24 protein-coding genes are annotated in these 24,884 nt (G+C 65.1%); 16 read left to right on the forward strand and 8 right to left on the reverse strand.

Features of this window, described 5'->3' with window-relative positions; genetic code table 11:
- Nucleotides 1-21: 21 nt before the first annotated feature.
- The 8 genes from DBV35_RS20720 (at nucleotide 22) to DBV35_RS20755 (ending at nucleotide 8,454) form a co-directional block, all read left to right on the forward strand.
- Nucleotides 22-645 (forward strand): hypothetical protein, encoded by a 624-nt coding sequence (locus DBV35_RS20720; RefSeq protein WP_245944016.1) that lies wholly within the window; start codon nucleotides 22-24, stop codon nucleotides 643-645.
- Nucleotides 642-2,342 (forward strand): methyl-accepting chemotaxis protein, encoded by a 1,701-nt coding sequence (locus tag DBV35_RS20725; RefSeq protein WP_108662284.1) that lies wholly within the window; start codon nucleotides 642-644, stop codon nucleotides 2,340-2,342. Before DBV35_RS20720 ends, DBV35_RS20725 begins: the two co-directional genes overlap by 4 nt.
- A gap of 339 nt (nucleotides 2,343-2,681) precedes the next feature.
- Nucleotides 2,682-3,236, forward strand: coding sequence for a F0F1 ATP synthase subunit delta (locus DBV35_RS20730; RefSeq protein ID WP_108662285.1), 555 nt, complete (start codon nucleotides 2,682-2,684; stop codon nucleotides 3,234-3,236).
- 1 nt (nucleotide 3,237) lies between these two features.
- A complete protein-coding gene (gene atpA / locus DBV35_RS20735) occupies nucleotides 3,238-4,791 on the forward strand; it encodes a F0F1 ATP synthase subunit alpha (protein WP_108662286.1) in 1,554 nt (517 codons plus the stop codon).
- Between the two features lie 24 nt (nucleotides 4,792-4,815).
- Nucleotides 4,816-5,712, forward strand: coding sequence for a F0F1 ATP synthase subunit gamma (locus DBV35_RS20740; protein ID WP_108662287.1), 897 nt, complete (start codon nucleotides 4,816-4,818; stop codon nucleotides 5,710-5,712).
- Nucleotides 5,713-5,915: 203 nt separating this feature from the next.
- The gene (gene atpD, locus DBV35_RS20745) at nucleotides 5,916-7,337 is read left to right on the forward strand and encodes a F0F1 ATP synthase subunit beta (RefSeq protein WP_108662288.1); all 1,422 of its coding nucleotides are present in this window, start codon (nucleotides 5,916-5,918) and stop codon (nucleotides 7,335-7,337) included.
- 112 nt (nucleotides 7,338-7,449) lie between these two features.
- On the forward strand, nucleotides 7,450-7,848 hold the full coding sequence (gene atpC / locus DBV35_RS20750; RefSeq protein WP_108662289.1) for an ATP synthase F1 subunit epsilon: 399 nt from the start codon (nucleotides 7,450-7,452) through the stop codon (nucleotides 7,846-7,848).
- Between the two features lie 279 nt (nucleotides 7,849-8,127).
- Nucleotides 8,128-8,454 carry a hypothetical protein gene (locus DBV35_RS20755; RefSeq protein ID WP_108662290.1) on the forward strand — a complete coding sequence of 109 codons (327 nt, stop codon included), beginning with the start codon at nucleotides 8,128-8,130 and terminating at the stop codon, nucleotides 8,452-8,454.
- 82 nt (nucleotides 8,455-8,536) lie between these two features.
- On the opposite strand, the gene DBV35_RS20760 is transcribed toward DBV35_RS20755, so the two are convergent.
- Complete coding sequence (locus DBV35_RS20760) at nucleotides 8,537-10,201, reverse strand: B12-binding domain-containing radical SAM protein (RefSeq protein ID WP_108662291.1); 1,665 nt, start codon at nucleotides 10,199-10,201, stop codon at nucleotides 8,537-8,539.
- Between the two features lie 209 nt (nucleotides 10,202-10,410).
- On the opposite strand from DBV35_RS20760, the gene ahcY reads away from it, so the two are divergent.
- Nucleotides 10,411-11,817, forward strand: a complete 1,407-nt coding sequence (gene ahcY, locus DBV35_RS20765; RefSeq protein WP_108662292.1) for an adenosylhomocysteinase — start codon at nucleotides 10,411-10,413, stop codon at nucleotides 11,815-11,817.
- Nucleotides 11,817-12,941, forward strand: a complete 1,125-nt coding sequence (locus tag DBV35_RS20770; RefSeq protein WP_108662293.1) for a pyridoxal phosphate-dependent aminotransferase — start codon at nucleotides 11,817-11,819, stop codon at nucleotides 12,939-12,941. The genes ahcY and DBV35_RS20770 overlap by 1 nt, the downstream gene beginning before the upstream one ends.
- 29 nt (nucleotides 12,942-12,970) lie before the next feature.
- Here DBV35_RS20770 and DBV35_RS20775 read toward each other — a convergent pair whose 3' ends face one another.
- Complete coding sequence (locus DBV35_RS20775; protein WP_157961884.1) at nucleotides 12,971-13,312, reverse strand: hypothetical protein; 342 nt, start codon at nucleotides 13,310-13,312, stop codon at nucleotides 12,971-12,973.
- Nucleotides 13,313-13,610: 298 nt separating this feature from the next.
- Here DBV35_RS20775 and DBV35_RS20780 point away from each other — a divergent pair, with 298 nt between their 5' ends.
- Nucleotides 13,611-14,099, forward strand: coding sequence for a YtoQ family protein (locus tag DBV35_RS20780; RefSeq protein WP_108662295.1), 489 nt, complete (start codon nucleotides 13,611-13,613; stop codon nucleotides 14,097-14,099).
- 8 nt (nucleotides 14,100-14,107) lie between these two features.
- On the opposite strand, the gene DBV35_RS20785 is transcribed toward DBV35_RS20780, so the two are convergent.
- Nucleotides 14,108-14,779, reverse strand: a complete 672-nt coding sequence (locus DBV35_RS20785) for a CDP-alcohol phosphatidyltransferase family protein (RefSeq protein ID WP_108662296.1) — start codon at nucleotides 14,777-14,779, stop codon at nucleotides 14,108-14,110.
- A 138-nt stretch (nucleotides 14,780-14,917) separates the two neighbouring features.
- Here DBV35_RS20785 and DBV35_RS20790 point away from each other — a divergent pair, with 138 nt between their 5' ends.
- The 4 genes from DBV35_RS20790 to DBV35_RS20800 all read left to right on the forward strand — a co-directional run bounded on the left by DBV35_RS20790 (nucleotide 14,918) and on the right by DBV35_RS20800 (nucleotide 16,920).
- On the forward strand, nucleotides 14,918-15,829 hold the full coding sequence (locus DBV35_RS20790) for a phosphatidate cytidylyltransferase (protein ID WP_205648782.1): 912 nt from the start codon (nucleotides 14,918-14,920) through the stop codon (nucleotides 15,827-15,829).
- A 3-nt stretch (nucleotides 15,830-15,832) separates the two neighbouring features.
- Nucleotides 15,833-16,456 (forward strand): lysophospholipid acyltransferase family protein, encoded by a 624-nt coding sequence (locus tag DBV35_RS20795; RefSeq protein WP_108662298.1) that lies wholly within the window; start codon nucleotides 15,833-15,835, stop codon nucleotides 16,454-16,456.
- A 19-nt stretch (nucleotides 16,457-16,475) separates the two neighbouring features.
- Nucleotides 16,476-16,640, forward strand: a complete 165-nt coding sequence (locus DBV35_RS30560; RefSeq protein ID WP_170135002.1) for a hypothetical protein — start codon at nucleotides 16,476-16,478, stop codon at nucleotides 16,638-16,640.
- Between the two features lie 100 nt (nucleotides 16,641-16,740).
- The gene (locus tag DBV35_RS20800; protein ID WP_108662299.1) at nucleotides 16,741-16,920 is read left to right on the forward strand and encodes a DUF1328 domain-containing protein; all 180 of its coding nucleotides are present in this window, start codon (nucleotides 16,741-16,743) and stop codon (nucleotides 16,918-16,920) included.
- 113 nt (nucleotides 16,921-17,033) lie between these two features.
- On the opposite strand, the gene DBV35_RS20805 is transcribed toward DBV35_RS20800, so the two are convergent.
- From DBV35_RS20805 to DBV35_RS20825, 5 genes are all read right to left on the reverse strand, one after another.
- Nucleotides 17,034-18,251: a glycerophosphodiester phosphodiesterase family protein gene (locus DBV35_RS20805; protein WP_108662300.1), complete on the reverse strand. Its 1,218-nt coding sequence runs from the start codon at nucleotides 18,249-18,251 to the stop codon at nucleotides 17,034-17,036.
- A gap of 563 nt (nucleotides 18,252-18,814) precedes the next feature.
- Nucleotides 18,815-19,657 (reverse strand): DUF4435 domain-containing protein, encoded by an 843-nt coding sequence (locus tag DBV35_RS20810; RefSeq protein WP_108662301.1) that lies wholly within the window; start codon nucleotides 19,655-19,657, stop codon nucleotides 18,815-18,817.
- On the reverse strand, nucleotides 19,650-20,945 hold the full coding sequence (locus DBV35_RS20815; RefSeq protein ID WP_108662776.1) for an AAA family ATPase: 1,296 nt from the start codon (nucleotides 20,943-20,945) through the stop codon (nucleotides 19,650-19,652). The genes DBV35_RS20810 and DBV35_RS20815 overlap by 8 nt, the downstream gene beginning before the upstream one ends.
- 35 nt (nucleotides 20,946-20,980) lie before the next feature.
- Nucleotides 20,981-22,843 (reverse strand): translation elongation factor 4, encoded by a 1,863-nt coding sequence (gene lepA, locus DBV35_RS20820; protein ID WP_108662302.1) that lies wholly within the window; start codon nucleotides 22,841-22,843, stop codon nucleotides 20,981-20,983.
- A gap of 9 nt (nucleotides 22,844-22,852) precedes the next feature.
- On the reverse strand, nucleotides 22,853-23,575 hold the full coding sequence (locus DBV35_RS20825; RefSeq protein ID WP_108662303.1) for a TetR/AcrR family transcriptional regulator: 723 nt from the start codon (nucleotides 23,573-23,575) through the stop codon (nucleotides 22,853-22,855).
- A 142-nt stretch (nucleotides 23,576-23,717) separates the two neighbouring features.
- Between DBV35_RS20825 and DBV35_RS20830 the strand changes: the two genes are divergently transcribed.
- Nucleotides 23,718-24,884: an efflux RND transporter periplasmic adaptor subunit gene (locus DBV35_RS20830; RefSeq protein ID WP_108662304.1), complete on the forward strand. Its 1,167-nt coding sequence runs from the start codon at nucleotides 23,718-23,720 to the stop codon at nucleotides 24,882-24,884.

Genomic DNA, 24,884 nt, shown 5'->3' on the forward strand with positions numbered 1-24,884 from the left:
CGTCGGGAGGGGTGAAGCGTCATGCGAATTGGAAGTCAGGGGCCGGGAGGGCGCGCAGGCGCGGTCTGCGCCGCGATGGCGTGGCTCTGGCTCGGCACCGGGCCGGCCCTGCCGCAAGGCCTCAGCGGCGCCCTCGTGACCGACGCGATCGTCGCCGACATCCGCGCCCATCTCGACACGGAGATCGTGCTGCGCTCGGTCGCGAACCAGAACCGGGCGCGCTCCGGCATCAGCCCCGCCGAGGTCGAGCGGCTCGACACCCAATGGCGCGCCGAGCTGAAGAGCCCGGCAAAGCCCCTCATCGCGGCGACGCTCGCGAACCCGCTCTCCAACTATCTGACCCGCCTCCAGGCCCACTCGCTGGGCCTCTATTGCGAGATCATCGTGATGGACGCGTACGGGCTCAACGTCGCGCAGAGCAACATCACGTCCGACTATTGGCAGGGCGACGAGGCGAAGTGGCAGCGCACCTACAGCGTCGGCCCCGGCACCGTCTTCATCGACGACGCGGAGTGGAACGACGAGTCGAAGACGTGGCGCGCCCAGGTGAACCTCACCATCGAGTCGCCTGGCGAGGGCGTGATCGGCGCGGCGACCTTCGAGATCAACCTCACCGAATTGCAGCGCCGGGAGCGGGCCCAATGATGGCGAACCTCTCGATTACCCGGAAGATGATGATCGCGTTCGGCGGGATCATGCTCGTCACGATCCTCGCGGCGGGCTTCATCATCTATCAGACCAGCGCCCTCCTGCATCATGTCGAGCGGAATGCGCAGAACTCCGAGGCGCTCGACGCGCTGCTCGATTATCGCGACGTCGTCGAGGCGGCGCACAGCTCGGTCCTGCGCCTCGTCAATTCGAGCGACATCAGCCACCTCGCCGCGATCGAAAAGGCGCTGGAGGATATGGGGCGGCGCGAGACCGACCTGCGCACGCGCGGCGGGGAGGGTGGGGGCGGCGCCCAGGCCATCGACGCGCTGATCCAGCTCCTGCGGCGCTGGCAGACGGAGATCGTCGAGTATCAGATCGTCGACATGCGCGACCCCTATACGGTCGACATGGCGCGCCTGCGCGAAGCCTCCGTCGAGAACGCGACGCTGTGGCGCGAGATCGATGACCGGCTGGCCACCATCATCGAGGCGCTGAAGGCGGAGCAGACGACCGCGCGCGACGCGCAGGACCACGAGCTTGGCCTCCTTCAGGCCGTCTCGATCGGGTCGAGCGCGCTTCTGATGGCGATCTGTCTCCTCATGTCGTTCGTCGTGCGCGGATCGGTCGTAGCGCCCCTGCGCCGCCTCGCCGGCGTCACGGAGCGGCTGCGCGACAAGGATTGGGAGGTCACCATCGGCGGGACCGAGCGTGGCGACGAGATCGGCGAGATGTCCCGTGCGCTCGAGGTCTTCCGCGACAATGGCAAGCGCAACGAGGAGATCGAGCGCGAGCAGGCCCGCGACGCGGAGACGAAGGCGCGCAACGCGGAGGCCGTGCGCCGCGCGATCGACGCGTTCCGCGACAGCTCCGGCACCCTCCTCGGCCAGCTCGGCCACGCGGGCCACACCCTCGGCTCGGCGGCGACCTCGCTGCAGAGCGTCGCGGGCCACAGCCACGACTACACGGTGAGCTGCTCGCACGCGGCGGAGGCGACCGAGGCGAGCGTGCAGAATGTCGCGGCGGCGATCGAGGAGATGTCGATGTCGATCCGCGACATCTCGCAACAGCTCCAGAACGTCACCCACCTCACCGAGCGCACGACACAGGCGTCCGCCCAGGCGGGGCAGAAGGTCACGGGCCTCAAGGCGCGGTCGGACAAGATCCACGAGGTGGTGGACCTCATCACGAGCATCGCCGGGCAGATCAACCTCCTCGCCCTCAACGCGACCATCGAGTCGGCGCGGGCGGGCGAGGCGGGCAAGGGCTTCGCCGTCGTCGCCCAGCAGGTGAAGCAGCTCGCCGATCAGACCGCGAAGGCGACGGAGGACATCAGCCGCGTCATCGGCCAGGTGAGCGGGGAGGTGAACGAGGTCGTCCAGGCGATCCAGATCATCGACCATGCGATCGGCGAGGTGAACACCAACACGGCGGGCGTCGCCGCGGCCGTGGAGGAGCAGAGCGCCGCGCTCGACGAGATCTCGCGCAACGTGACCGTGGTGACGACCCAGACCGGCAACGTCGCCGAGAACGTGAAGGGCGTTGAGGAGAAGGTCGGCGAGACCTCGAAGGTGGCGGGCGAGGTGAACGAGCTTTCCACCTCCCTGAAGGAGAGCTCCAACCGCCTCGGGACCACCATCGAGTCCTTCATCGGCGCGGTCTCGTCCCGCTCGGTCGCGCCGGCGCGCGCCTAGGCGCCGGGACGGGCGCAGGGCGTCGCCGTCGCTCGTGGGCGCGAGACTTCGCCCCGGCGGGGCGTTGTTCGGCCGCGGATGGAAATCGCGACAATTTCGTTGAATGGCGCGGCGGGAACACCGCCGCGATGCCGTAGTGCCTTGAAAAGCGGCAGGTCATCTCGTCTTCGGCGGCGCGATCGTCCAGCGATGTTCGTCCCCAATTCGGGGGGAATGTGACGATCGACCGACTTTCGCGCACATTGCCGCCGTTGCTCCCCTTAAAACCCTATGCTATCGGCCCGCGAATGACAGCGGTCCAGGGGGTGGGCCGCGATTGATGACGAAAGAGCACGCGTCTTGGCCGATATCCAAACATCAGGCGTTGCGCACCGTTACGCTTCGGCGCTGTTCGACTTGGCGATCGAAGAGAACGCGCTCGACAGCGTCGAAGCTGGGGTGAACACCCTGCTCGCGATGTTGGACGAGAGCGCCGACCTGCGCCGTCTTGTCGCAAGCCCGATCTTTTCCGCCGAAGAGCAGGCGCGCGCCCTCTCCGCCGTGATGGAGAAGGCCGGGGTCACGGGCCTCGTCGCGAACTTCATGAAGCTCGCCGCGAAGAACCGTCGCCTCTTCGCCACGCCCGACATGCTCAAGGTGTTCAACCACCTTCTCGCGAAGCACCGCGGGGAGACGATCGCCGTCGTCACGAGCGCGGAACCTCTGTCCGACGCGCAGGCCGAAGCGCTGCGCAATGTTCTCGCCGAAAAGGCCGGGGGCACTGTAAAACTCGAAACGCATGTCGACCCGTCGCTGATCGGCGGTCTGATCGTGCGTCTCGGAAGCCAAATGATCGACACCAGCGTTCGCACGCGCCTCGCGGGTTTGCGCACTGCCATGAAGGAAGCCGCATAAGATGGACGTCCGCGCCGCCGAGATTTCGGCCATCCTCAAGGACCAGATCAGGAATTTCGGCCAGGAGGTGGAAGTCTCCGAAGTGGGCCAGGTGCTGTCCATCGGTGACGGCATCGCTCGCGTCTACGGCCTCGACAAGGTGCAGGCCGGCGAGCTCGTCGAGTTCCCGGGCGGCGTGCGCGGCATGGCGCTGAACCTCGAAGTCGACAATGTCGGCGTCGTGGTGTTCGGCGACGACCGTCAGATCCGTGAAGGCGACACCGTGAAGCGCACCGGCGCCATCGTGGACGCCCCGGTGGGCATGGGCCTCCTCGGCCGCGTGGTCGACGCGCTCGGCAACCCGATCGATGGCAAGGGCCCGATCGAGTACACCGAGCGCCGCCGCGTCGACGTGAAGGCGCCCGGCATCATTCCGCGCAAGTCGGTGCACGAGCCGATGTCGACCGGCCTCAAGGCGATCGACGCGCTCATCCCGGTCGGCCGCGGCCAGCGCGAGCTGATCATCGGCGACCGTCAGACAGGCAAGACCGCGATCATTCTGGACACCTTCCTGAACCAGAAGCCGATCCACGACGCCAACGACGACGCGAACAAGCTCTACTGCATCTACGTCGCCGTGGGTCAGAAGCGCTCCACCGTCGCGCAGTTCGTGAAGGTGCTCGAAGAGTCCGGCGCGCTGCCCTACTCGATCGTCATCGCCGCCACCGCCTCCGACCCGGCGCCGATGCAGTTCCTCGCCCCGTTCACCGGCTGCGCGATGGGCGAGTTCTTCCGCGACAACGCCATGCACGCCGTGATCGGCTATGACGACCTGTCCAAGCAGGCCGTCGCCTATCGCCAGATGTCGCTGCTCCTGCGCCGTCCGCCGGGCCGCGAAGCCTATCCGGGCGACGTGTTCTATCTCCACTCCCGCCTCCTCGAGCGCGCGGCGAAGATGTCCGACGATCACGGCGCCGGTTCGCTGACCGCGCTCCCGGTCATCGAGACGCAGGGCAACGACGTGTCGGCGTTCATTCCGACGAACGTCATCTCCATCACCGACGGCCAGATCTTCCTCGAGACGGACCTGTTCTATCAGGGCATCCGTCCGGCGGTGAATGTCGGCCTCTCGGTGTCGCGCGTCGGCTCCTCCGCCCAGATCAAGGCGATGAAGCAGGTCGCCGGCAAGATTAAGGGCGAGCTCGCCCAGTATCGCGAGATGGCCGCGTTCGCGCAGTTCGGTTCGGACCTCGACGCGACGACGCAGCGCCTCCTGGCGCGCGGCGCCCGCCTCACCGAGCTCCTGAAGCAGCCGCAATTCTCGCCGCTCACGACGCCCGAGCAGGTCGCCGTGATCTATGCCGGCGTGAACGGCTATCTCGACAACATCCCGGTCGGTGCGATCCAGCGCTACGAGGAAGGGCTCCTCGCCCTGATGCGCGGCCAATATCGCGACATTCTGGACGGGATCTGGGCCGAGAAGCAGATCACGGACGAGCTGGGCGCCAAGCTGAAGGCTGCGGTGGAATCCTACACCAAGACCTTCGTGGCGCAGGCGCCTGCGAAGGCGGCGTAAGCCTCCGGAGCGGGATCAGCACACATGGCCTCTCTCAAGGACCTCCGCAATCGCATCGCCTCCGTGAAGGCGACGCAGAAGATCACCAAGGCGATGCAGATGGTCGCCGCGGCGAAGCTGCGTCGTGCTCAAGAAGCGGCCGAAGCATCACGACCGTACGCGGAACGCATGGCGGCGGTTCTCGCGAACCTCGCGCAGATGACGGCGGGCGACCCTGACGCCCCCGTCCTCATGACCGGGACCGGCAAGGACGACACTCACCTGCTGGTCGTCTGCACGGCCGACCGTGGCCTGTGCGGCGCGTTCAACTCCGCCATCGTCCGCAAGGCGGTGAGCGACGCGCGCAACCTGATGGCCGCCGGCAAGACCGTGAAGTTCCTGTGCGTCGGGCGGAAGGGATACGACATCCTGCGCCGCCTGTTCCGGGACCAGATCGTCGGCCTCATCGAGTTCAAGACGGTTCGCCGCATCTCCTTCACCGAGGCGCACACGGTCGGTGACCGCGTCGTCACGATGTACGAGGCGGGCGAGTTCGACATCGCGACGCTGTATTATTCCGAGTTCCGCTCGGTGATCAGCCAGGTGCCGACCGGCCTCCGGCTCATCCCGGCCGCCGCGGCGGCTGGCGAGGCGAGCGACGCGGGCCAGATCGCCACGGCCGGCAACGCCGTCTACGAATACGAGCCGGACGCCACCGAGATCCTCGACGCGCTCGTGCCGCGGAATATCCGCGTGCAGATCTTCCGCGCGCTCCTCGAGAATGCGGCGTCCGAGCAGGGCGCCCGCATGAGCGCGATGGACAGCGCCACGCGCAACGCGGGCGAGATGATCAACCGTCTGACGATGCAGTACAACCGCACCCGTCAGGCGCAGATCACCAAGGAGCTCATCGAGATCATCTCGGGCGCCGAGGCGCTCTGATGCGGCGCTCGCGCCCGGACTGAGACCGCGCCGGGCGACCGGCACCGCGAAAGCGCATGACTGCCCCGCTCCGGACCGCGACAGCGGCTCCGGAGCTCCGAATTCACGGCCGTGGGGACGCAGGGGGCAAAGTTGACCTTGCACCCGCGCACCAAGCCGTTCAAAGCAACAATTACGTGTTGAGATCCCGAGGACCCTGCCCCATGGCTGACAAGACGACCGGAGAAGTGACCCAGGTGATCGGCGCCGTCGTGGACGTGAAGTTCACCGATCACCTCCCCGCCATTCTGAACGCACTCGAGACCGACAACAACGGGCAGCCGCTCGTGTTGGAAGTGGCCCAGCATCTTGGTGAGAACACCGTTCGCACCATCGCCATGGACGCCACCGAGGGTCTGGTGCGCGGACAGACCGTCACGGACACCGGCAACCCGATCGAAATGCCTGTCGGTGACGGGACCCTCGGCCGCATCATGAACGTCATCGGCGAGCCGATCGACGAAGCTGGTCCGATCAAGCACGACACGACCCGCCCGATCCACGCCCCGGCCCCGTCCTACATCGAGCAGTCGACCGAGGCGGAAATCCTCGTCACCGGCATCAAGGTCGTCGACCTCCTCGCCCCGTATGCGCGTGGTGGTAAGATCGGCCTGTTCGGCGGCGCGGGCGTCGGCAAGACCGTGCTGATCCAGGAACTCATCAACAACGTCGCCAAGGCGCACGGTGGCTTCTCGGTGTTCGCCGGCGTCGGCGAGCGCACCCGCGAGGGCAACGACCTCTATCACGAGATGATCGAGTCCGGCGTGAACAAGGCCGGCGGCGGCGAAGGCTCCAAGTGCGCCCTCGTCTACGGTCAGATGAACGAGCCGCCGGGCGCCCGTGCCCGCGTCGCGCTCTCCGGCCTCACCGTCGCCGAATATTTCCGCGACCAGGGCCAGGACGTGCTCTTCTTCGTCGACAACATCTTCCGCTTCACGCAGGCGGGCTCCGAAGTGTCGGCGCTTCTCGGCCGTATTCCTTCGGCGGTGGGCTATCAGCCGACCCTCGCGACCGACATGGGCGCGCTGCAGGAGCGCATCACCACCACCACCAAGGGCTCGATCACCTCGGTGCAGGCCATCTACGTGCCCGCCGACGACCTGACCGACCCGGCCCCGGCCACCTCCTTCGCCCACCTCGACGCGACGACGACGCTGAACCGCTCGATCGCCGAAAAGGGCATCTACCCGGCCGTGGATCCGCTCGACTCCACCTCGCGCATGCTCTCCGCGCAGATCATCGGCGAGGAGCACTACAAGACCGCCCGTGACGTGCAGGCGATCCTCCAGCGCTACAAGTCGCTGCAGGACATCATCGCCATTCTCGGCATGGACGAGCTCTCCGAAGAGGACAAGCTCACCGTCGCCCGCGCCCGCAAGATCGAGCGCTTCTTCAGCCAGCCGTTCCACGTCGCCGAAGTCTTCACCGGCAAGCCGGGCGTCTTCGTCGAGCTCGCCGACACGATCAAGGGCTTCCGCGGTCTCGTCGACGGCCAGTATGACGACCTGCCCGAGGCGGCCTTCTACATGGTCGGCACGATCGACGAAGCGATCGACAAGGCCAAGGAACTCGCCGAAGCGGCGTAATCCGATCCGATCCGGCGCGCAAACCGCGCCGGATCCCTCACCGCCGTGCGGCGGGCTGAACCCGACGGGCCGCCTGCGCGGCGTGCGACGACACCTCTGAGGACCCTACGACATGGCGGCAACCTTTCCCTTTGAGCTGGTCTCTCCGGAAAAGCTCATCTTCTCCGGCGACGTCGAGGCCGTCCGCCTCCCCGGGGCGGAGGGAGAGTTCCAGGTGATGGCCGGCCACGCGCCGCTACTCGCCCTCCTGGGGCCGGGGATCATGGAAGTGATCGGTGGCTCCGGCGGCAGCAAGCGCGTCTTCATCGACGGCGGCTTCTGCGACATGAACGGCACCACCTGCACCGTGCTGGCCGAATCGGCGACCTCCGTCGAGGACATGTCCGGCGGGACGATCGACGCGCTGATCCAGGACGCGGAGTCCGCGGCCGCCGCGATGAATGTCCCGGCCGACCGCGACGAGGCCGAGCGCCGCATCGCGACCCTGCGCACGGTGAAGGCCGCTCTCTGAGGCGACCCGCCTCCGGCAGACCGCCGGCTCATCACGTGATCCGCTCGAGGCCGGCCCAGCGCCGGCCTTTTTCGTGCCCGGCGTGTGCCAGCTCCCCACACGTCGAGCGCCCGCGCCGCACGGCGCCATTTCCATCCCACGAGATTTTCATTTCTTCCCGAAGGGTGCACGAAATCGGCCGCGCTCCGGCGCTTTCATTCCAAGTATTCGAGTGGCGGAACGGAAAAGAGAAATGCCGCGTTCTTCGGATCAATTGATAAATCCGGAGGCGTATTCAAAATGTACAAGCGAATTCTCGCGATCGCCACGCTTTCTCTGCTGCCGTTCGCGGCCATGGCGCAAAACACCATCGACGCAGGCGGCGAAGGCGGGCAGAGCACCCGCGAGGCGATGCAGGAGTCGAATGTCGACCGCCTGCCGACCGCGCAGAACACCGCCACACCGAAGCCGATGCCGGGCGTGAAGACGCCGACGCTGAAATCCTTTGCGACGCACAGCCCGCGTCCGACGCGCGGAGACGGCGACGGGATCGAGGATGGCGACGAGGCCGGCGGCACGCTGAAGGCGATGCAGGAATCGAACGTCGACCGCCTGCCGGTCCGCTAGGACCGGGTGCGCGAGGCCGGTCCGCGCCGGCGCCGGTCGAAGAGGAGAGAAAACGCCGCCGGGGGTGCCCGGCGGCGTTCTGTTATTCCGCGGCGAAGGCCGGGGCGGGGGCGGACGCCATCGCGGCGTCGACCTCGGCGATCTTCTTGTCGATCGATTCCAGCACCTTCTTCGAGAAGGCGCCGGTGTGGAGGTAGGCCGCGAGGCACAGGAACACCGATTCCAGCGAGCGCGAGTCGCGGCGCGCGGCGTGGTAGATCGTGCCCCAATAGAGGCGCTTGCCGTCCTTCGCGATGATGCCGAGGTGCCAGCTGAGGCGCACGACGAAGGCCGCGTTCTTGAAGAAGCCGGAGCGCAGCACGTCGATGTTCGCGTGGTCGAAGCGCAGGAGATCGGCGAGGCGCCGCACCCGCTTGTGGTAGCTCTCCAGGCTGTAGGTGCGCGCGATGACGGTGCGGAAATCCTGGAGGATCTCGCGCCGGGGCCGCAACGTCTCGAAGTTGAGGCCGAGCGTGCACTGGTCGGCGGTGCCCGATTCGGCGATCGACTCGACCGTCACCTCGTCGTGCATCCGCCCCTCGCGCTCGAGGCGCCGGGTCAGCTCGGTGCCGGGGAGGGCGTAGAGGAGGCCGACCATCGCGACCGGGATCGCCGCGTCCTCGATGAGGTCGGCGACGGCATCGCCGATCGGCCCCTTCTCCTCGTCGAAGCCGACGATGAAGCCCGCGAGCACCGAAAGCCCGCTCGCATAGACCCGGTGGACGCTCTCGGCGATGTCGCGCTTGGTGTTCTGCTTCTTCTTCGTCGCGGTGAGGACGGCCGGATCCGGGCTCTCGATGCCGATGAAGACGCCGATGAAGCCCGCCTTCGACAGCATCCCCATCAGCTCGGTGTCGTCGGCGATGTTGAGCGAGGCCTCCGTCGAGAAGTCGAACGGATAATTGTGCTCTTCCTGCCAGCGGATGAGCTCCGGCAGGAAGGCCTTCACCGCCTTCTTGTTGCCGATCAGATTGTCGTCGACGAAGTTGACGTGGCCGCGATAGCCGAGCGCGTGGATCGCATCGAGCTCGGTCAGCATCTGCGCCGTCGTCTTCGTGCGCGGCCGGCGGCCGAACAGTTCGATGATGTCGCAGAATTCGCAGGTGAACGGGCAGCCGCGCGAGAATTGCACGGTCATCTGCAGATATTTCGGCCGGTTCAGGAGCTCGAAGCGCGGGATCGGCGATTTCTCGACATCCGCCTTGAACTTCTCGGGATCAAATCGCCCGCCCTCGGCCCCGCTGCGCCAGGCCTCGATGAGCTGATCGATCACGCTCTCCGCCTCACCGGTGACGATGAAGTCGGCATGCTCGTAGACGTGCGGGCTCGACATCACGTCCGGCCCGCCGATCGCGACCTTGCGGCCGAGCCGGTGCGCCCAGTCGATCACGTGCAGGAAGTCGCCGCGCTGGGGCAGCATCCCGCCCGTCATGATGAGGTCGGCGGCGAGGATGTCCTCGTCCGTCACCGTCTCGACGTTGCGGTCCATCACGCGGACGTCCCAGTCCGGCGGGAGCATCGCGGCGACGGTGATGAGGCCGAGCGGCGGCATCGGATATTCCGCGCCGTACATCTGGCAGGTCTTCTCCATCGACCAGAACGAGCCGGCCATGAAGCGCGGGTGGATCATCAGCACCCGCGGCGGCGCAAGGCGCGGCGCGCCGGTGACGGGCGGTGAGGCGAGGGCCTCGACGGCGGGTGATGTCATACGCTCAACCCTTCTATTCGCCCGCAGCAGTAGACGATTTTCGCCAAGCTGGCCATCGGAACCGTGTTTCGGACGTGTCGCGGATTGTCGTCGCCTTTCCCAGCCCGGCCGCAGCCCCGGCGGGAATGTTCGCATAACGATATCTTTATATCGTTGCATGAGAGGCCGTGGGGCCCTATACAGCGCCCAACGAATTGAAGGACTGTTCCATGACCACCCTTGCGGACGTGAAATACGTCGTCAGAGACATCGAGCTTGCGGACTACGGGCGCACCGAGATCGGCATCGCCGAGGTCGAGATGCCCGGCCTGATGGCCGTGCGCGAGGAGAATGCCGCCGCGCAGCCCCTGAAGGGCGCGCGCATCGCCGGCTCGCTGCACATGACCATTCAGACCGCCGTCCTCATCGAGACGCTGGTCGCGCTCGGCGCCGAAGTGCGCTGGGCGTCCTGCAACGTCTTCTCCACCCAGGACCACGCCGCCGCCGCCATCGCCGAGGCCGGCATCCCCGTCTTCGCCGTGAAGGGCGAGACCCTCCAGGAATACTGGGAGTATGCCGACCAGATCCTCGACTGGGGCAATGGCGAAACCTGCAACATGATCCTCGACGATGGCGGCGACGCGACGCTCCTCGTCATGCTCGGCTCGAAGGCGGAGACGGATCCGTCCGTCCTCACCAACCCCGGCAACGAGGAAGAAGAGGCGCTCTTCGCGACCATCAAGCGCCGCATCGCCCGCGACCCGACCTTCTACTCGCGCTGCAAGAAGGCCATCCGTGGCGTCTCCGAGGAGACGACCACGGGCGTTCTGCGCCTCTACCAGATGGAGAAGCGCGGGGAGCTGGTCTTCCCGGCGATCAACGTCAACGACTCGGTCACGAAGTCGAAGTTCGACAACAAGTATGGCTGCCGTGAATCGCTCGTCGACGCGATCCGCCGCGGCACCGACGTGATGATGGCCGGCAAGGTCGCGATCGTCTGCGGCTATGGCGACGTCGGCAAGGGTTCGGCCGCATCGCTCTCCGGTGCCGGCGCCCGCGTCCTCGTCACCGAGATCGACCCGATCTGCGCCCTCCAGGCGGCGATGGACGGGTTCGAGGTCGTCACCCTCGAGGAGGCCGCGCCGCGCGCCGACATCGTCGTCACCGCGACCGGGAACAAGGACGTTGTCACCCTCGAGCATATGCGCAAGCTCAAGGACATGGCGATCGTCTGCAATATCGGTCACTTCGACAACGAGATTCAGGTCGCCTCCCTTCGCAACATGAAGTGGAAGAACGTGAAGCCGCAGGTGGACCTCATCGAGTTCCCCGACGGCAAGCGGATGATCCTCCTGTCCGAAGGCCGCCTCGTGAACCTCGGCAACGCGACGGGCCACCCCTCGTTCGTCATGTCCGCCTCCTTCTCGAACCAGACGCTCGCCCAGATCGAGCTCTGGCAGAATGCCGGCACGTACGAGAACAAGGTCTACGTGCTGCCGAAGCATCTCGACGAGAAGGTCGCCGAACTGCATCTCGCCAAGCTCGGCGCGACGCTCACCAAGCTCTCGAAGGAACAGGCCGCCTATATCGGCGTCGAAGAGGCCGGCCCCTTCAAGACCGAAGCGTACCGCTACTGATGAGCGCGCCGTTCACCTCCTTGGTGGCGGCGCTCCCCGCGAGCGTGCCGTTTGTTGGCCCTGAGGCGCAGGAGCGCGCGATGGGCAGCCAGTTTCGCGCTCGCCTCGGGGCGAACGAGAACGCGTTCGGCCCCTCTCCCAAAGCCGTCGCCGCCATGGCGGAGGCAGCCGCGGAGAGCTGGAAATACGGCGATCCGGAGAATTTCGATCTCCGGGCCGCCATCGCGGCGCACCACGGTGTCGCGGAGAATCGCGTCGCGATCGGCGAGGGGATCGACGGTCTCCTCGGCCTGATCGTGCGCATGTTCGTGGAGGCGGGCACGCCGGTCGTGACCTCGGCCGGCGCCTATCCCACGTTCAACTATCACGTCCACGGCTTCGGCGGCCGCCTCGTCACCGTCCCCTACCGGGACGACCGCGAGGATCCGGCCGCCATCGTCGACGCGGTGAAGCGGGAGGCGTCGCCGCTCGCCTATTTCGCCAATCCCGACAATCCGATGGGCACCTGGCATCCGGCGGCGACCGTCGTCGAGATGATCGAGGCGATGCCCGAGAACGCCATCCTGTGCCTCGACGAGGCCTATGTGGAGTTCTCCGAGGGCGCCGCGCCGCCGATCGGAATCGAGCATCCGGGCCTCATCCGCCTGCGCACCTTCTCGAAGGCCTACGGGCTCGCCGGGGCGCGCATCGGCTACGCGATCACCACGCCGGAGCTTGCCACCGCCTTCAACAAGGTGCGCAACCATTTCGGCGTGAACCGCGTCGCCCAGTCCGGCGCCATCGCCGCCCTCGCGGACGATCAGCATCTGAAGCTGATCAAGGTGGAGGTCGCCGCGGCGAAGGAGCGGATCGCCGGCATCGCCGCCAATCACGGCCTCGTGGCGCTGCCGAGCGCGACGAACTTCGTCACGCTCGATGTCGGCTATGACGGGGCGGTCGCCCGCGCGCTCGTCGCCGCGCTCGCAAAGCGCGGGGTGTTCGTGCGGATGCCGTTCGTCGCCCCGCAGGACCGCTGCATCCGCGTGACGGCCGCGCCCGACGAGCTGCTCGACGTGTTCGAGGACGAGCTCGGCGCCGCCCTCCAGGAGGCGATCGCCGCCGCAGGACCCGCGACCGCCGCCTGAGCGGCGGTCAACGGTCTCCGGCGCCGGTGTCAGGGCTGGATGCGCTGGCGGCTGTAGCGCTGCTCGGTCCGGTTCGCGCTGTCGCGCAGGCTCTGGTCGACCCGGCCGTCCGACCCGATGAGGTTGGCCGAGTTCGGACGACCCGTGCCGTAGACGGTCGGGCCGCCATAGGTGACCGTGTTCTGCTCGCCGACGAGGAAGGGCTGGTTCATGCCGCGGCCGGGGACCATGTCGTCGTCGTAGACCACGCCGTTCGAGTAGGAGAGCTGGGTGTCGCCATACCCGCTCTGGGCCGACGCGGTGCCGCTCTGTGCGAGCGCGAGGGCGAGCGTCAGGGCGGCGAGGGCGGCGGTACGCATACAGATCGTCATCAAGAATATCTCCCACTGACCGAACGGGCGGCCGGCGGCTCTGTTCCCGAGGCCCGGTGCGGCCGGCTGATTCGCCGAGACTAGGGGCGGCGGCTTTCCATCCCCTTAGCGCCGCCTCACCCGACGCCTCGCCCCAAACGCCCTCTGCCCTAGTTCGCGAGAGGCGTTGCTGTGCTAGAGCGCGATCCGGTCGAGTGACCGAATTGTTCTGCCGCTTCGCCGGGAGGGCCGGATCCGATCCGGACCGCCGGTCGGCGAAAGGCAGGGACGCGAACGAGGGAGGCCATAGGACAGCGCCATGGAAGTCGAACTGACCGTCTATCTCTCCGGAGAGATCCACACCGACTGGCGCGAGCAGATCGCCGACGGGGTGGACGAGCTCGACCTGCCCGTCGTGCTCACCGGGCCCGTGACGGACCATGACGCGTCGGACGATTGCGGCGTCACCATCCTCGGTCACGAAGACAGCGCCTTCTGGAAGGACCACAAGGGCGCCAAGCTGAACGCGATCCGCACCCGCACGCTGATCGGCGAGGCGGACCTCGTCGTCATCCGCTTCGGCGACAAGTACAAGCAGTGGAACGCCGCCTTCGATGCCGGCTATGCCGCGGCGCAGGGGACGCCCTACATCGTCGTCCACTCCAAGGAGCACGCCCACGCCCTCAAGGAGGTCGACGCCGAGGCCTTCGCGGTGTGCGAGACGCCGGAGCAGGTGGTCGCGATCCTGCGCTACGTGACGCGCGGCGAGCTGATGCGGCCGAGCCCCTCCCTCTCGATCGTGCGCTGAGCGGACACTCACTCGGGCGCGCCGGCGCGCAGGAAGGCGGCGAGGCGCGCGAGGCGGCGCCACGCCGTCGCCATCGTGCCGATCGCGACGATCAGGACCGCGGCGAAGAGGATCTCGCCGTGGCCGCCCCACAGCCCCTCGACGGCCGCGCCGAGCGAGCCGATCGTGACGGCGACCATCCGCTGCTGCTTGGCGAAGGGGCCGCCGAAATCGGCCGGCCGGCCGAGCGCGCGGCCGAGCTCGCGCACATAGGCCGTCATCAGCGCGGCGACGGCGGCGAGCCATCCCACGAGCGTCCCCCAGTCCGCGACGAACCCCGTCCCCGCCGCCGCAGCCGCCGAGGCCCCGGCCGCGGCGAGGATCGCGACATCGGCGAGCCGGTCCGGGATCTCGTTGTAGAGCGGGCCGGTGGGCGTCGCGCGCCCGTGCTCCACCGCGACCATCCCGTCGATGAGATTGGCGAGGAGGCGGAGCGGGCACAGGAGCGCCGCGGCGAGGTAGAGGGCGGGCCTCTCGGGCGCTGCGAGGAGCGCGGCGGCGGCGAGCGCGGCGAAGACGAGGCTCGACACCGAGACGGCGTTGGCGCTGATCCCGAGCCCCGCGACGGCCTTCGCGAGGGCGACCGCCCAGCGCGAGGTGCGCGAGGGGATCGGCCTTCGGTTGTCGGTGCTGGCGGTCATCGCGCGGCCCCTGTAGCGTCGCGGTGCGCGCGGGTGCAACGCCCGGTGCGCGACGGCGGAACCCGGAGCGTGTGATCAAACGTCGTCTCGTCCATCCATTCCCCTCGTGACGTCGCGTCCAGCCTCATGGGACCCAGCATGATCACAGCGTCTCCCCTGACGATCGGCTTTGCCGCCATCCTCGTCATCCTCGCGGCCGGGACGATCGCGAGCATCTGGCTCACCGCGATCCGCGCCCGCGTCAAAACCTGGTGGATCATCGCCGCCCTGATCGGCGGTGCGCTCCTTCTCGGGCGCATGGCGGTGATCGTGGTGTTCGCCTTCATCTCCTTCGTCGCCCTCCGGGAATATCTCTCGCTCGTTCCGACGCGGCGGGAGGACCGGCCGGCCCTCCTCGTCGCCTACGCGCTGGTGCCGGCGAGCTACCTCATCGTCGCGCTCGACTGGTACGGGATCTATCTCGTCTTCGTGCCGGTCTACGTGTTCCTCCTGATGCCGGCGATCCTCGTCCTCAATGGAAGGACCACAGGCTATCTCGCGGCGACGGGCATCCTCCATTGGGGGATCGTGATCACGATCTACAATATCGGCTACGCCGCGCTCTTCATGAACACGCCGCCGCACGAGGCGCCGGTGGGCGGGGCGGGGCTCCTGTTCTTCCTCCTCGTCGTCACCGGCCTCAACGACGTCTTCCAGTACATCGCCGGGCGGATGATCGGCGGGCCGAAGATCCTGCCGACGGTGAGCCCGAACAAGACCTGGGCGGGCTTCATCGGCGGCGTTGTGGCGAGCGCGGTGGTGGTGCTCCTGATCGGCCCGATCTTCACGCCGCTGCCGTGGCGCGCGCTCGTCATCCTCGCGATCCTCCTCCCGGTCGCGGGCTTTGCCGGGGACGTGACGATGAGCGCGGTGAAGCGCGATCTCGGCGTGAAGGACGCCTCGAAGCTCCTGCCGGGGCATGGCGGCGCGCTCGACCGGCTCGACAGCCTGACCTTCACCGCGCCGCTCACCTTCCACGTCTTCGCGTTCTTCTCGAGCGCCCGGTTCTGAGGGATGCGGAGCCTCCTCTTCGTCGCGCTGCGCCCAGTGCTGTGGCTCCTCTTCGGCCTCAGCGTCGGCGGCCGGGAGAATCTGCCGCGCAAGGGGCCGGCGATCGTCGCGGCGAACCACAACAGCCACATGGACATCATCTTCCTCCTTTCCGCCTTCGACCGTCGTGCCATCGATTATGTCAGCCCTATCGGAGCCGCGGATTATTTCATGCGGACGCCGCTGCTGCGCTTCCTCGCGCTCCGGGTCATCGGGGTGCTGCCGATCGAGAGGCGGGTGGGACGGGGGACGGCCGACCCGCTCGACGGGGCGCGGGAGGCGCTGCGGGCGGGGCGGATCCTGATCATCTTCCCGGAGGGGACGCGGGGATTGCCGGAGGAGATGGGGGCGCTGAAGTCCGGGCTGACCAAGCTCGTGCGGGAGACGGGGGCGCCGGTGGTGCCGGTCTATCTCCAGGGAGCGGGGCGGATCCTGCCGCGGGGGGCGCGGCTGCCGGTGCCGTTCTCGTGCACGATGCTCGTGGGGGAGGCGCTGCCGGCGGGCCGGGACCGGGCGGAGACGATGCAGGCGCTGAAGGGGAGCTTTGCGCGGTTGAAGGGCGAGGCGCCGCCGTTGCATTGGGTGTGATGGGCGCTAGGGTCGGGGCATGACCAAGATTGTTTCCGCGATCGTCATCCTTGCGATGGCGGCCCATCTCATCCGGCCTCTCGGCCTTCCGGGGCTCACGAAGCGCGGCGATGTTTGGAAGCTCGCGGTGGGGGCGTTCGCGCTGATCGCGCTGGTGGTGCTCGTCCGTCCGGAAGGCGGTTGAGGGCTACGAAACAAAAGATTTCAATTTCAATCCGGCGCGGCATGGAACCTTACCGGGTGCTTTTCGATTTTGTTCAACGAAGCAGAACGGAGCGCTCGATATGGACTTTCTCACTTGGGCAATCATTTTCGCGGTTGTCGCGATCATTGCTGGTTTCTTCGGTTTTAGCGGCGTGGCGGCTGGTGCTGCGACGATCGCCCGAATTCTGTTCTTTATCTTCCTCGTGATTGCCGCGATTTTCGTCATCCTGTTGCTGGTGGGCGGCGCCGCCGTCACCTGACGAAAGGTGGGGCCATCGCGGAAGACCGCTGGCGACCCCACCAAGATCGAGACCACGCCCCGCGATCCACTTCCCGTTTCTATCACGGGGAGTGGACGCGGGGATTGTCGTTTCTAGAGGCCGAAGCAGTTGGCGTAGTAGGTGACGGTGGCCGGCCAGTCGGAGAAGACGCCGACGACGCCGACGTCCTGGGCGAGGACATCGAGGACGGTGTAGTAGGCCGCGTCCGACTTGATGGCGTCCGTCACGGAGTTGAAGTACCAGCCGCCGCCATTGGCGAGCGGACCGGAGCGCTCCAGCGACCAGGTGATGAGGTTGAGGCCCGCCTCCTTCGCCGCCAGCGCGTAGGCGGAGGGGACGATGGCGCCCGACCCGTCGAGGTCGACGAGCATGTTGATGGAGGGGGCGAGGTAGCGGACGCCCATCCCGGCGAGTTCAGCCGGGGTGTTGGTCCAGGTGCTCTCGTCCGCCGCGTCCCAATCGTCCGCCGGCTCGACGAGGAAGACGGCCTGCTGGCCGAACTCCGGCTCCGTCGCGATCCAGTGGCGGATCACGTCGAGATTGAAGGACTGGGGGAAGACGTCGCCGGCCGGGATGCCCGCGGCGCGGTACTCGTCGATCATCTTCGTCGCGTAGTCGTCCATCGAGAAGCCGTCGAAGGGCATCGTGACGGACGGGTCCTTCAGCTCCGGCGTGAACTTCGTGCCGAGCGCCTTGAAGAGGGCGATGGACTGGGCGTGGGTCATCAGCTCCGCGCCCTCGGCGAAGAGGGTGGTGCGGAAGGCGGGGACGCCGCCGAGATAGGCTTCGGCCGTGGTCGCGGTCTTGTCGGACGCGTCCATCTTCGGCGTCAGCGTCTGGAATTCGGCCAGCGTGAGGTCGGAAGTGCGGCACTCGGCGGCGGCGGCGGTGTCGCCGGCGGCCGGGGTGAAGGGAGTCGTGCACTTCGCGCCGAGATCGGTCGCGGCGATGTTGGTGGTGGTGTGGAGGTCGTTCTGCGCGTGGCGGCAGACGAGTTCCTTGTCCTTCGTGAAGGCGACGTCGCATTCGAGGATGCCGGCGCCCTGGCGCGCGGCGGCGAGGTTCGACTGGACGGTGTGCTCGGGGAACTGGAGCGGGGCGCCGCGATGGCCGATGGAGAACTCGGACTTCGCCGGGGTCTGGGCGGCGCAGGAGAGGAGCTTCTCCTTGAGGTCGCCGTCCTCGAGGCGGTCGATCAGGTAGAAGGGGCGCTCGCCATAGGACATCGCGGCGGGCGCGCTGTGGTCTTCGGCGGCGAGGGCGGCGACGGGGAGCGCCGCGAGGATGGCGGCGAGAAGGGCGTGTCTCATGGCGATGCCTTTGGCTGGCCGGCGCGAAGCCGGGCGGATCGACCGGGGGCCGGTCCGCGATCCATCGCGTCGGTTCATGACCGCACGAGAACAGTCGCATGAAACTTCTGTGATGGGCGCACGGGTGCGCGCGCCGGCGCTTTCGCGCGGGCGTTGGTCGGGAGGGGCGGGACGCGTGAGAGCGGCCGCATGTGGTGTGGTGGGCCGTTCTCACGCGTCCCGCCGCCATCGGCTTCATGAAACGGCGGGGGCAGGCGTGCCGCGCGGAGGGATCCTCGCGCGCCCCGTCAGCGGTTTGTCCGCCGTCCTTGCCTCCAGAGGTGCATCGACCGCTGCGGCGGCCTCACACGTGCGGTAGGTGTTCGGCGGGCCGGTGCGGGCCCATCCGGTCCGCCGCCCCCCTGCGGTTCGCGTTGCTCCGCGAAAGGGACGGCCGCCGACAGACTCACCCGCGCGTCGGTCGGTCCGGACCCGCCTCCCCTCGGATGAGCGGGGGGAGTATGGCATGGGGGGGTGAGGGGCGGGGATAAGTTTTTAAGACAAGTACCGCAGCGTTAGACCTCTTAAAGCCGAAGATTCGTAATAAGCGGCTGATAATAAAGGTAATCCTCGGATCTCTTAGAAATCCGTTTTTCTCGGTTTGTTGATATCATAGTGAAGTATATTCTATCGTAGTCCAATCTAAGCCTAGGCATGAATTCTTTTGATGTACTTATTATGTAATTCATGTAAAGCTGGAGAAGGGTTTTCCCATGAACGGACCGAGATGGTGATTTAAGTGCATCTCTCACTTGAGTTCTGTCGATGGAATAGTGAAAAAGCTTGTTATGACCTTTGGCCTTCTGCCGCAACGCGTCTACATCAATTTCATGCTTCGTGGAATCTTTCTTTATTATTGAGAGTGGCTTCTCTCGATCAAATAACTTTATTTTTTCTCTAAAGTACTCGACGTCTACTTCAAAGAAATCCCTGAGATTTGAGTTTATACTCTTCTCGAAATATCGAAATCGTGTTGCGGCTTCTTTTCGAGATATTTTCGGACAAAGATGACGCAAGGTGTTTGAGAGGTTACAGTGATGGATGGCATCGTTTTCGATGCTATATCCCCAGGTGTATATAATATTTCTATCTTCAAGTATTTCATTAAATATGTGATCAAAATCTCGATCCATCAAGGCAGCAACTTTGCTGACTTTATATTTTCGAATGATATGGGCAACTTTTAGAACTTCGCTTTTTTTGCCTAAGGCCTTATAGCGTATTCGAAGTGGGCTGTGTTTTTCGAACACATTCTCCCAAAATATTTCGTCGCGCATGTTGTTGTTGTGACCCTCTCCGTAGGCCACGAGATCAACATTATAAAATAAATCTTCTGAAAGCAGTCGAGATAAAGTGATCTCAGTCATCGTGCATGAAATCTTCGATTCGAATTATCTTAGATCGGTTGCCTGAAATAATGTCTGGTGAATGAGTTGCTGTAATTATCTGGGAGTTCTCATTGAGGGTGCGAATGTTGTGAAATAAAACTTCCTGCCAACTTATATGAAGTGAGAGTTCTGGTTCATCGGATATAAAAGAAATCGGTCTCTCTCTTTGCACTAGTGTATCTCCCAAGATAATAAATAATTGTCTCTCACCAGAAGAAAGTTCATCGACATCAATTAATTCACCATCATTCATTTGAACTTTTGGTATGTTGGATTGATCAAATATTATCCTTTTTCCTGTCAACATAGAATTTATTGTATTTAAAAATACATCAATTGGACGTGTAATTTGCTCTTGTCGTTGAGATGTCTTCATCCACAGTTCAGTGATGGCTTTTACGCGAGCGCCATCAGAGAGTCGGGAAAAATCTTCAAAATTAGCCTCGGAAGGGTCATTTCGAAATTTATTGGCGGATCGATCAAGGAATTTAAAATACTGCTTTGTTTTGTATAAGGCAGTTTTTGGGTTAATCCCAAAATGGATTAAGGCAGAAGTGGCATTTTTTTGAAGTTCTTGGGTGAATTGCTCTGGACGAACGTCATTCACATTTGGTGACGTATCGAAATAGCTAAACAGTACTTGTTTATGAAATTCATCAGTAGATAACTCTGACGCATTAAATAAAAATGAGTAATACTCAGAGATCTTCTGGGCGGTGTCTTTCGTCTTAGATCCAATAGAGTCTAAGTGCTCTGATCCAGGAAATATAGTGTTGATACTTCCGGTGTGGCGATGCACAGGAAGCCACTCAACTTCGACTAGATTTCGAATCGTATCAGATATCTCTAACGTGCTAACCTGGTCTGCCACCGGCGCATTGCGGGGAAATAAATAACCTAAGCCTCGGGTTTGGGATAATATGCCAGTATACGTGTCCAAATGTGATTGAATTCTTTCGCCATTTGATAGCGTAACCAAATATTTAAAGCCAAATCCTCCACTCAGATGTGGAGGAGCTCGATCAATTGACACCGAAGCGGCTAGTCTATCTTTCTGGTTTCTGAGAGTTATTTCAATCGAGCTAAAGTCTATTTTTGAGAGCGTTTCGAGATCAAGCAACAGCGCTGCTGAGATTGCTTTCACGATGGTTGTCTTGCCAGATCCATTTCGTCCAATGATAAAATTGAGATCGTCATTAAGATTTATTTTAACATGTCTACTTTTCCATAGATGACGGATCTCAACTGTTTTAATTATGTATTTCATAAAATTCCATTTCGTCGAGGGCTAGAAGCTTTCCCTCACCCATCCACCTTCAACGCCGCAATAAACGCCTCCTGCGGAATCTCCACCTTCCCGAACTGCCGCATCTTCTTCTTGCCCGCCTTCTGCTTCTCCAGCAGCTTGCGCTTGCGCGTGGCGTCGCCGCCATAGCACTTCGCGGTCACGTCCTTGCGCAAGGCGCGGATCGTTTCGCGGGCGATGATGCGGCCGCCGATCGCGGCCTGGATCGGGATGACGAACATGTGCTGCGGGATCAGCTCCTTCAGCTTTTCGCACATCGCGCGGCCGCGCTTCTCGGCCTGCGAGCGGTGGACGAGCATCGCCAGAGCGTCGACCGGCTCGGAGTTGACGAGGATGTTCATGCGCACGAGGTCGCCCTCGCGATAGTCGGAGAGCTGATAGTCGAACGAGGCGTAGCCCTTCGAGACGGACTTCAGGCGGTCGTAGAAGTCGAACACCACCTCGTTGAGCGGAAGCTCGTACGTCACCATCGCGCGGCTGCCCACGTATGACAGCTCGGTCTGGATGCCGCGCCGCTCCTGGCACAGCTTCAGGATGCCGCCGAGATATTCGTCCGGCGTCAGGATCGTCGCCTTGATCCAGGGCTCGGCGATGGATTCGATCTCGGTCGGCTCCGGCATGTCGACCGGGTTGTGAAGCTCCTTCACCTCGCCGTTGGTCATCGTGATCTGGTAGACGACCGAGGGGGCGGTGGCGATGAGGTCGAGATTGAACTCGCGCTCCAGCCGCTCCTGGATGATTTCGAGGTGCAGGAGGCCGAGGAAGCCGCAGCGGAAGCCGAAGCCGAGGGCCGCCGAGGTCTCCATCTCGAACGAGAAGCTCGCGTCGTTGAGGCGCAGCTTGCCCATCGCGGCGCGCAGATCCTCGAAATCGGCGGCGTCGATCGGGAAGAGGCCGCAGAAGACCACCGGGATCGCCGGGCGGAAGCCGGGGAGGGGGGCGGCGGCGGGGCGCTTGTCCTCGGTGATGGTGTCGCCGACGCGGGTGTCGGCCACCTCCTTGATGCCGGCGATGAGGAAGCCGATCTCGCCCGGCCCCAGGACGTCGACCTCCAGCATCTTCGGGGTGAAGACGCCGACCTTGTCGACACCGTACTTCGCCCCGGTGCGCATCATGCGGATGGTCTGCCCCTTCTTGAGGTGACCGTCGATCATGCGCACGAGGGTGACGACGCCGAGATAGGAATCGTACCAGGAATCGATGAGCATCGCCTTCAGCGGCGCGTCGGGATTGCCGATGGGCGGCGGCAGGCGCTTGACGATCGCCTCAAGCACGTCGGGGATGCCGAGGCCGGTCTTGGCCGAGATGGGGATCGCGTCCGACGCGTCGAGGCCGATGACCTCCTCGATCTGCGCGCGGATCCGCTCGGGCTCGGCGGCCGGCAGGTCCACCTTGTTGAGGACCGGGATGATCTCGTGGTCGTTGTCGATCGCCTGGTAGACGTTGGCGAGCGTCTGCGCCTCGACGCCCTGCGAGGCGTCGACCACGAGGAGCGAGCCCTCGCACGCGGCGAGCGAGCGGTTGACCTCGTAGGCGAAGTCGACGTGGCCCGGCGTGTCGATGAGGTTGAGCGTGTATTCCTTGCCGTCCGACGCCTTGTAGATGAGGCGGACGGTCTGCGCCTTGATGGTGATCCCGCGCTCGCGCTCGATGTCCATCGAGTCGAGGATCTGCTCCTTCATCTCACGCTCGGTGAGGGAGCCGGTCTGCTGGATCAGCCGGTCCGCGAGGGTCGACTTGCCATGGTCGATGTGCGCGACGATCGAGAAGTTGCGCACGTGCTCGATGCGCCGCGCGTCGCCGGCGGAGGAGGCGCTGGCGGGGGCCGCATCGGGAGAAAGGGGGGTGAGGTCATCCATGCCCCCTATTTAGCAGCAGCCTTGGTCCTCTGGAAGCGCGATGGCGGGCGTCCCGGCGCGCGCTTTTGCCTTGGCGCAGAGGCCGAACAGGAAGATGTGGATCGCGAGTTCGAGGCGCGTCTCGACATTGGCCGCGCAGGTGATCGCGGGCTCCGGGTCGACGAGCTTGTCGAGGGGGTTGGTGAACACCATGTCGCAGAGGAGCTTGGCCGCGCACGCCGTGTCCTCGGCCTCGATCTCGCCGCGCGCGACGGCTCGGTCGAGCTCGTCGCGGACCATGGCGCGGACGGTCTCGGGCCCGGCGCGCATGAAGGCGCGGGCGAGCTCGGGATGGCGCTGGCCCTCGGCGACGAGGGCGCGCAGCACCATGATGCGGTGCTCGGAGACGGTGCCCTGCGCCTCGTAGCGCAGCATCCGGCGCAGGCGCTCCTCGACGGGGAGGTCCTCCTCTTCCTTGCCGAGGGGGCGTATGATGGAGGCGCGGACGCGGCGGACCCACGCCTCGAAGAGGGCGTCGCGGCTGTCATAGATGGTGTAGAGGGTGCGTTTGGACATCCCGGCGGCGCGCGCGATGGCGCTCATGGTGGTGCCTTGCAGCCCCTTTGTGGCCGCCACCGCCTCGACGGCGTCGAGGATGGCGGTCTCGCGCTCGTGATGGGTGAGCTGGGGCGGGCGGCCGCGGCGGCCGCTGCCGGGGCAGCACAGGCTCGGTTTCTTGCCGAGATCGATCATTCTTGCGGACTCTCTCCCGAACGGTGCGGGTCTTGCTTCACTAGCGTGGAATGATAAATAAGGGAACCAATCAGTTTCCTAATCGCGCGCATCCCGGTACAACGTCCGGAGAGGGCGTGCGGTTTCGTTTAGGAGTCCTGCTATGTTGATCGGAGCCAAGAGCCTCGCGGCGCTCTCGGTAACGGCGGCGCTCGGCCTTGCGACGGCCGTTCCCGCCCTGGCGCAGGCTCCCGGCGGCGGTCCCCCGCGCGCCGTGCCCGTCACGGTGGTGACGCTGAAGGCCGAAAATGTCACCCTGACCTCGACCCTGCCGGGGCGTGTTGTCGCATCCGGCGTCGCGCAGGTGCGGCCGCAGGTCGCGGGCATCATCACCGAGCGCCTGTTCGAGGAGGGCTCGGACGTGACGATCGGCGACACCCTCTACCGGATCGACCCGGCGACCTACGAGGCGCTGGTGGCGCAGGCGCGCGCGCAGGTCACCCAGGCCGAGGCGCAGCTGAAGCAGGCCGAGCGGGAGCTGGAGCGCGCCTCGCAGCTCTTCGACCGCCGCGTGTCGAGCGAGCAGGTGCGCGACGCCGCGATCGCCCAGCGCGACACCGCCCAGGCCGCGCTGGAGGTGGCGAAGGCCGCGCAGCAGTCGGCCGAGATCGACCTCGAGCGCACGACGATCAAGGCGCAGCTCACCGGCGTCATCGGCCGCTCGCTGACGACGAAGGGCGCGCTCGTGACGAGCGGGCAGGAGACGCCGCTCGCGATTATCCGCGACATCGACCCGGTGCTCGTCGACGTGACGCAGTCGGCCGCCGAGATGCTGGCCTGGCGCAAGGGCGTGACGCAGCAGAAGCTGTCCAACGTGGACGACACGGTGACGCTGATCCTCGCCGACGGCGAGGCCTACGAGCACACCGGGCGCCTGCGCGCGGCCGAGCCGTACGTGAACGAGCAGACGGGCGTCGTGACGCTCCGCCTCGAGTTCCCGAACCCGGACCGGCTGCTTCTGCCGGGCATGTACGTGCAGGTGCAGATGCCGCAGGGCGTCGCCGACAATGTGGTGCTCGCGCCGCAGGAAGGCGTCGCGCGCGACCGCCGCGGCCGGCCGACCGCCTATGTGGTCGGCGCGGACAATGTGGTCGAGGAGCGCGTCCTGACGATCGAGCAGTCGCAGGGTGCGGACTGGATCGTCACGGACGGTCTCAAGGATGGCGATCGCATGATCGTCGAAGGGGTTCAGAAGGTTCGCCCGGGGGCCACCGTCGCGCCGCAAGAGCGCGTGGCGTCCGCCGAGGGTGTTGCCGCGGTAGCGCAGTAG

This window comes from Acuticoccus kandeliae (assembly GCF_003073115.1).

What these genes read in the sequence shown, in the direction of transcription:
- DBV35_RS20830 (WP_108662304.1), top strand. Translation starts at nt 23,718, where the DNA reads ATGTTGATCGGAGCCAAGAGCCTCGCGGCGCTCTCGGTAACGGCGGCG.
- DBV35_RS20780 (WP_108662295.1), top strand. Translation starts at nt 13,611, where the DNA reads ATGGAAGTCGAACTGACCGTCTATCTCTCCGGAGAGATCCACACCGAC.
- DBV35_RS30560 (WP_170135002.1), top strand. Translation starts at nt 16,476, where the DNA reads ATGACCAAGATTGTTTCCGCGATCGTCATCCTTGCGATGGCGGCCCAT.
- DBV35_RS20790 (WP_205648782.1), top strand. Translation starts at nt 14,918, where the DNA reads ATGATCACAGCGTCTCCCCTGACGATCGGCTTTGCCGCCATCCTCGTC.
- DBV35_RS20795 (WP_108662298.1), top strand. Translation starts at nt 15,833, where the DNA reads ATGCGGAGCCTCCTCTTCGTCGCGCTGCGCCCAGTGCTGTGGCTCCTC.
- DBV35_RS20810 (WP_108662301.1), bottom strand. Translation starts at nt 19,657, where the DNA reads ATGACTGAGATCACTTTATCTCGACTGCTTTCAGAAGATTTATTTTAT.
- atpD (WP_108662288.1), top strand. Translation starts at nt 5,916, where the DNA reads ATGGCTGACAAGACGACCGGAGAAGTGACCCAGGTGATCGGCGCCGTC.
- DBV35_RS20825 (WP_108662303.1), bottom strand. Translation starts at nt 23,575, where the DNA reads ATGATCGATCTCGGCAAGAAACCGAGCCTGTGCTGCCCCGGCAGCGGC.
- DBV35_RS20740 (WP_108662287.1), top strand. Translation starts at nt 4,816, where the DNA reads ATGGCCTCTCTCAAGGACCTCCGCAATCGCATCGCCTCCGTGAAGGCG.
- DBV35_RS20785 (WP_108662296.1), bottom strand. Translation starts at nt 14,779, where the DNA reads ATGACCGCCAGCACCGACAACCGAAGGCCGATCCCCTCGCGCACCTCG.
- DBV35_RS20800 (WP_108662299.1), top strand. Translation starts at nt 16,741, where the DNA reads ATGGACTTTCTCACTTGGGCAATCATTTTCGCGGTTGTCGCGATCATT.
- atpA (WP_108662286.1), top strand. Translation starts at nt 3,238, where the DNA reads ATGGACGTCCGCGCCGCCGAGATTTCGGCCATCCTCAAGGACCAGATC.
- DBV35_RS20755 (WP_108662290.1), top strand. Translation starts at nt 8,128, where the DNA reads ATGTACAAGCGAATTCTCGCGATCGCCACGCTTTCTCTGCTGCCGTTC.
- DBV35_RS20770 (WP_108662293.1), top strand. Translation starts at nt 11,817, where the DNA reads ATGAGCGCGCCGTTCACCTCCTTGGTGGCGGCGCTCCCCGCGAGCGTG.
- DBV35_RS20725 (WP_108662284.1), top strand. Translation starts at nt 642, where the DNA reads ATGATGGCGAACCTCTCGATTACCCGGAAGATGATGATCGCGTTCGGC.
- DBV35_RS20805 (WP_108662300.1), bottom strand. Translation starts at nt 18,251, where the DNA reads ATGAGACACGCCCTTCTCGCCGCCATCCTCGCGGCGCTCCCCGTCGCC.
- DBV35_RS20775 (WP_157961884.1), bottom strand. Translation starts at nt 13,312, where the DNA reads ATGACGATCTGTATGCGTACCGCCGCCCTCGCCGCCCTGACGCTCGCC.
- DBV35_RS20760 (WP_108662291.1), bottom strand. Translation starts at nt 10,201, where the DNA reads ATGACATCACCCGCCGTCGAGGCCCTCGCCTCACCGCCCGTCACCGGC.
- DBV35_RS20720 (WP_245944016.1), top strand. Translation starts at nt 22, where the DNA reads ATGCGAATTGGAAGTCAGGGGCCGGGAGGGCGCGCAGGCGCGGTCTGC.
- ahcY (WP_108662292.1), top strand. Translation starts at nt 10,411, where the DNA reads ATGACCACCCTTGCGGACGTGAAATACGTCGTCAGAGACATCGAGCTT.
- lepA (WP_108662302.1), bottom strand. Translation starts at nt 22,843, where the DNA reads ATGGATGACCTCACCCCCCTTTCTCCCGATGCGGCCCCCGCCAGCGCC.
- atpC (WP_108662289.1), top strand. Translation starts at nt 7,450, where the DNA reads ATGGCGGCAACCTTTCCCTTTGAGCTGGTCTCTCCGGAAAAGCTCATC.
- DBV35_RS20815 (WP_108662776.1), bottom strand. Translation starts at nt 20,945, where the DNA reads ATGAAATACATAATTAAAACAGTTGAGATCCGTCATCTATGGAAAAGT.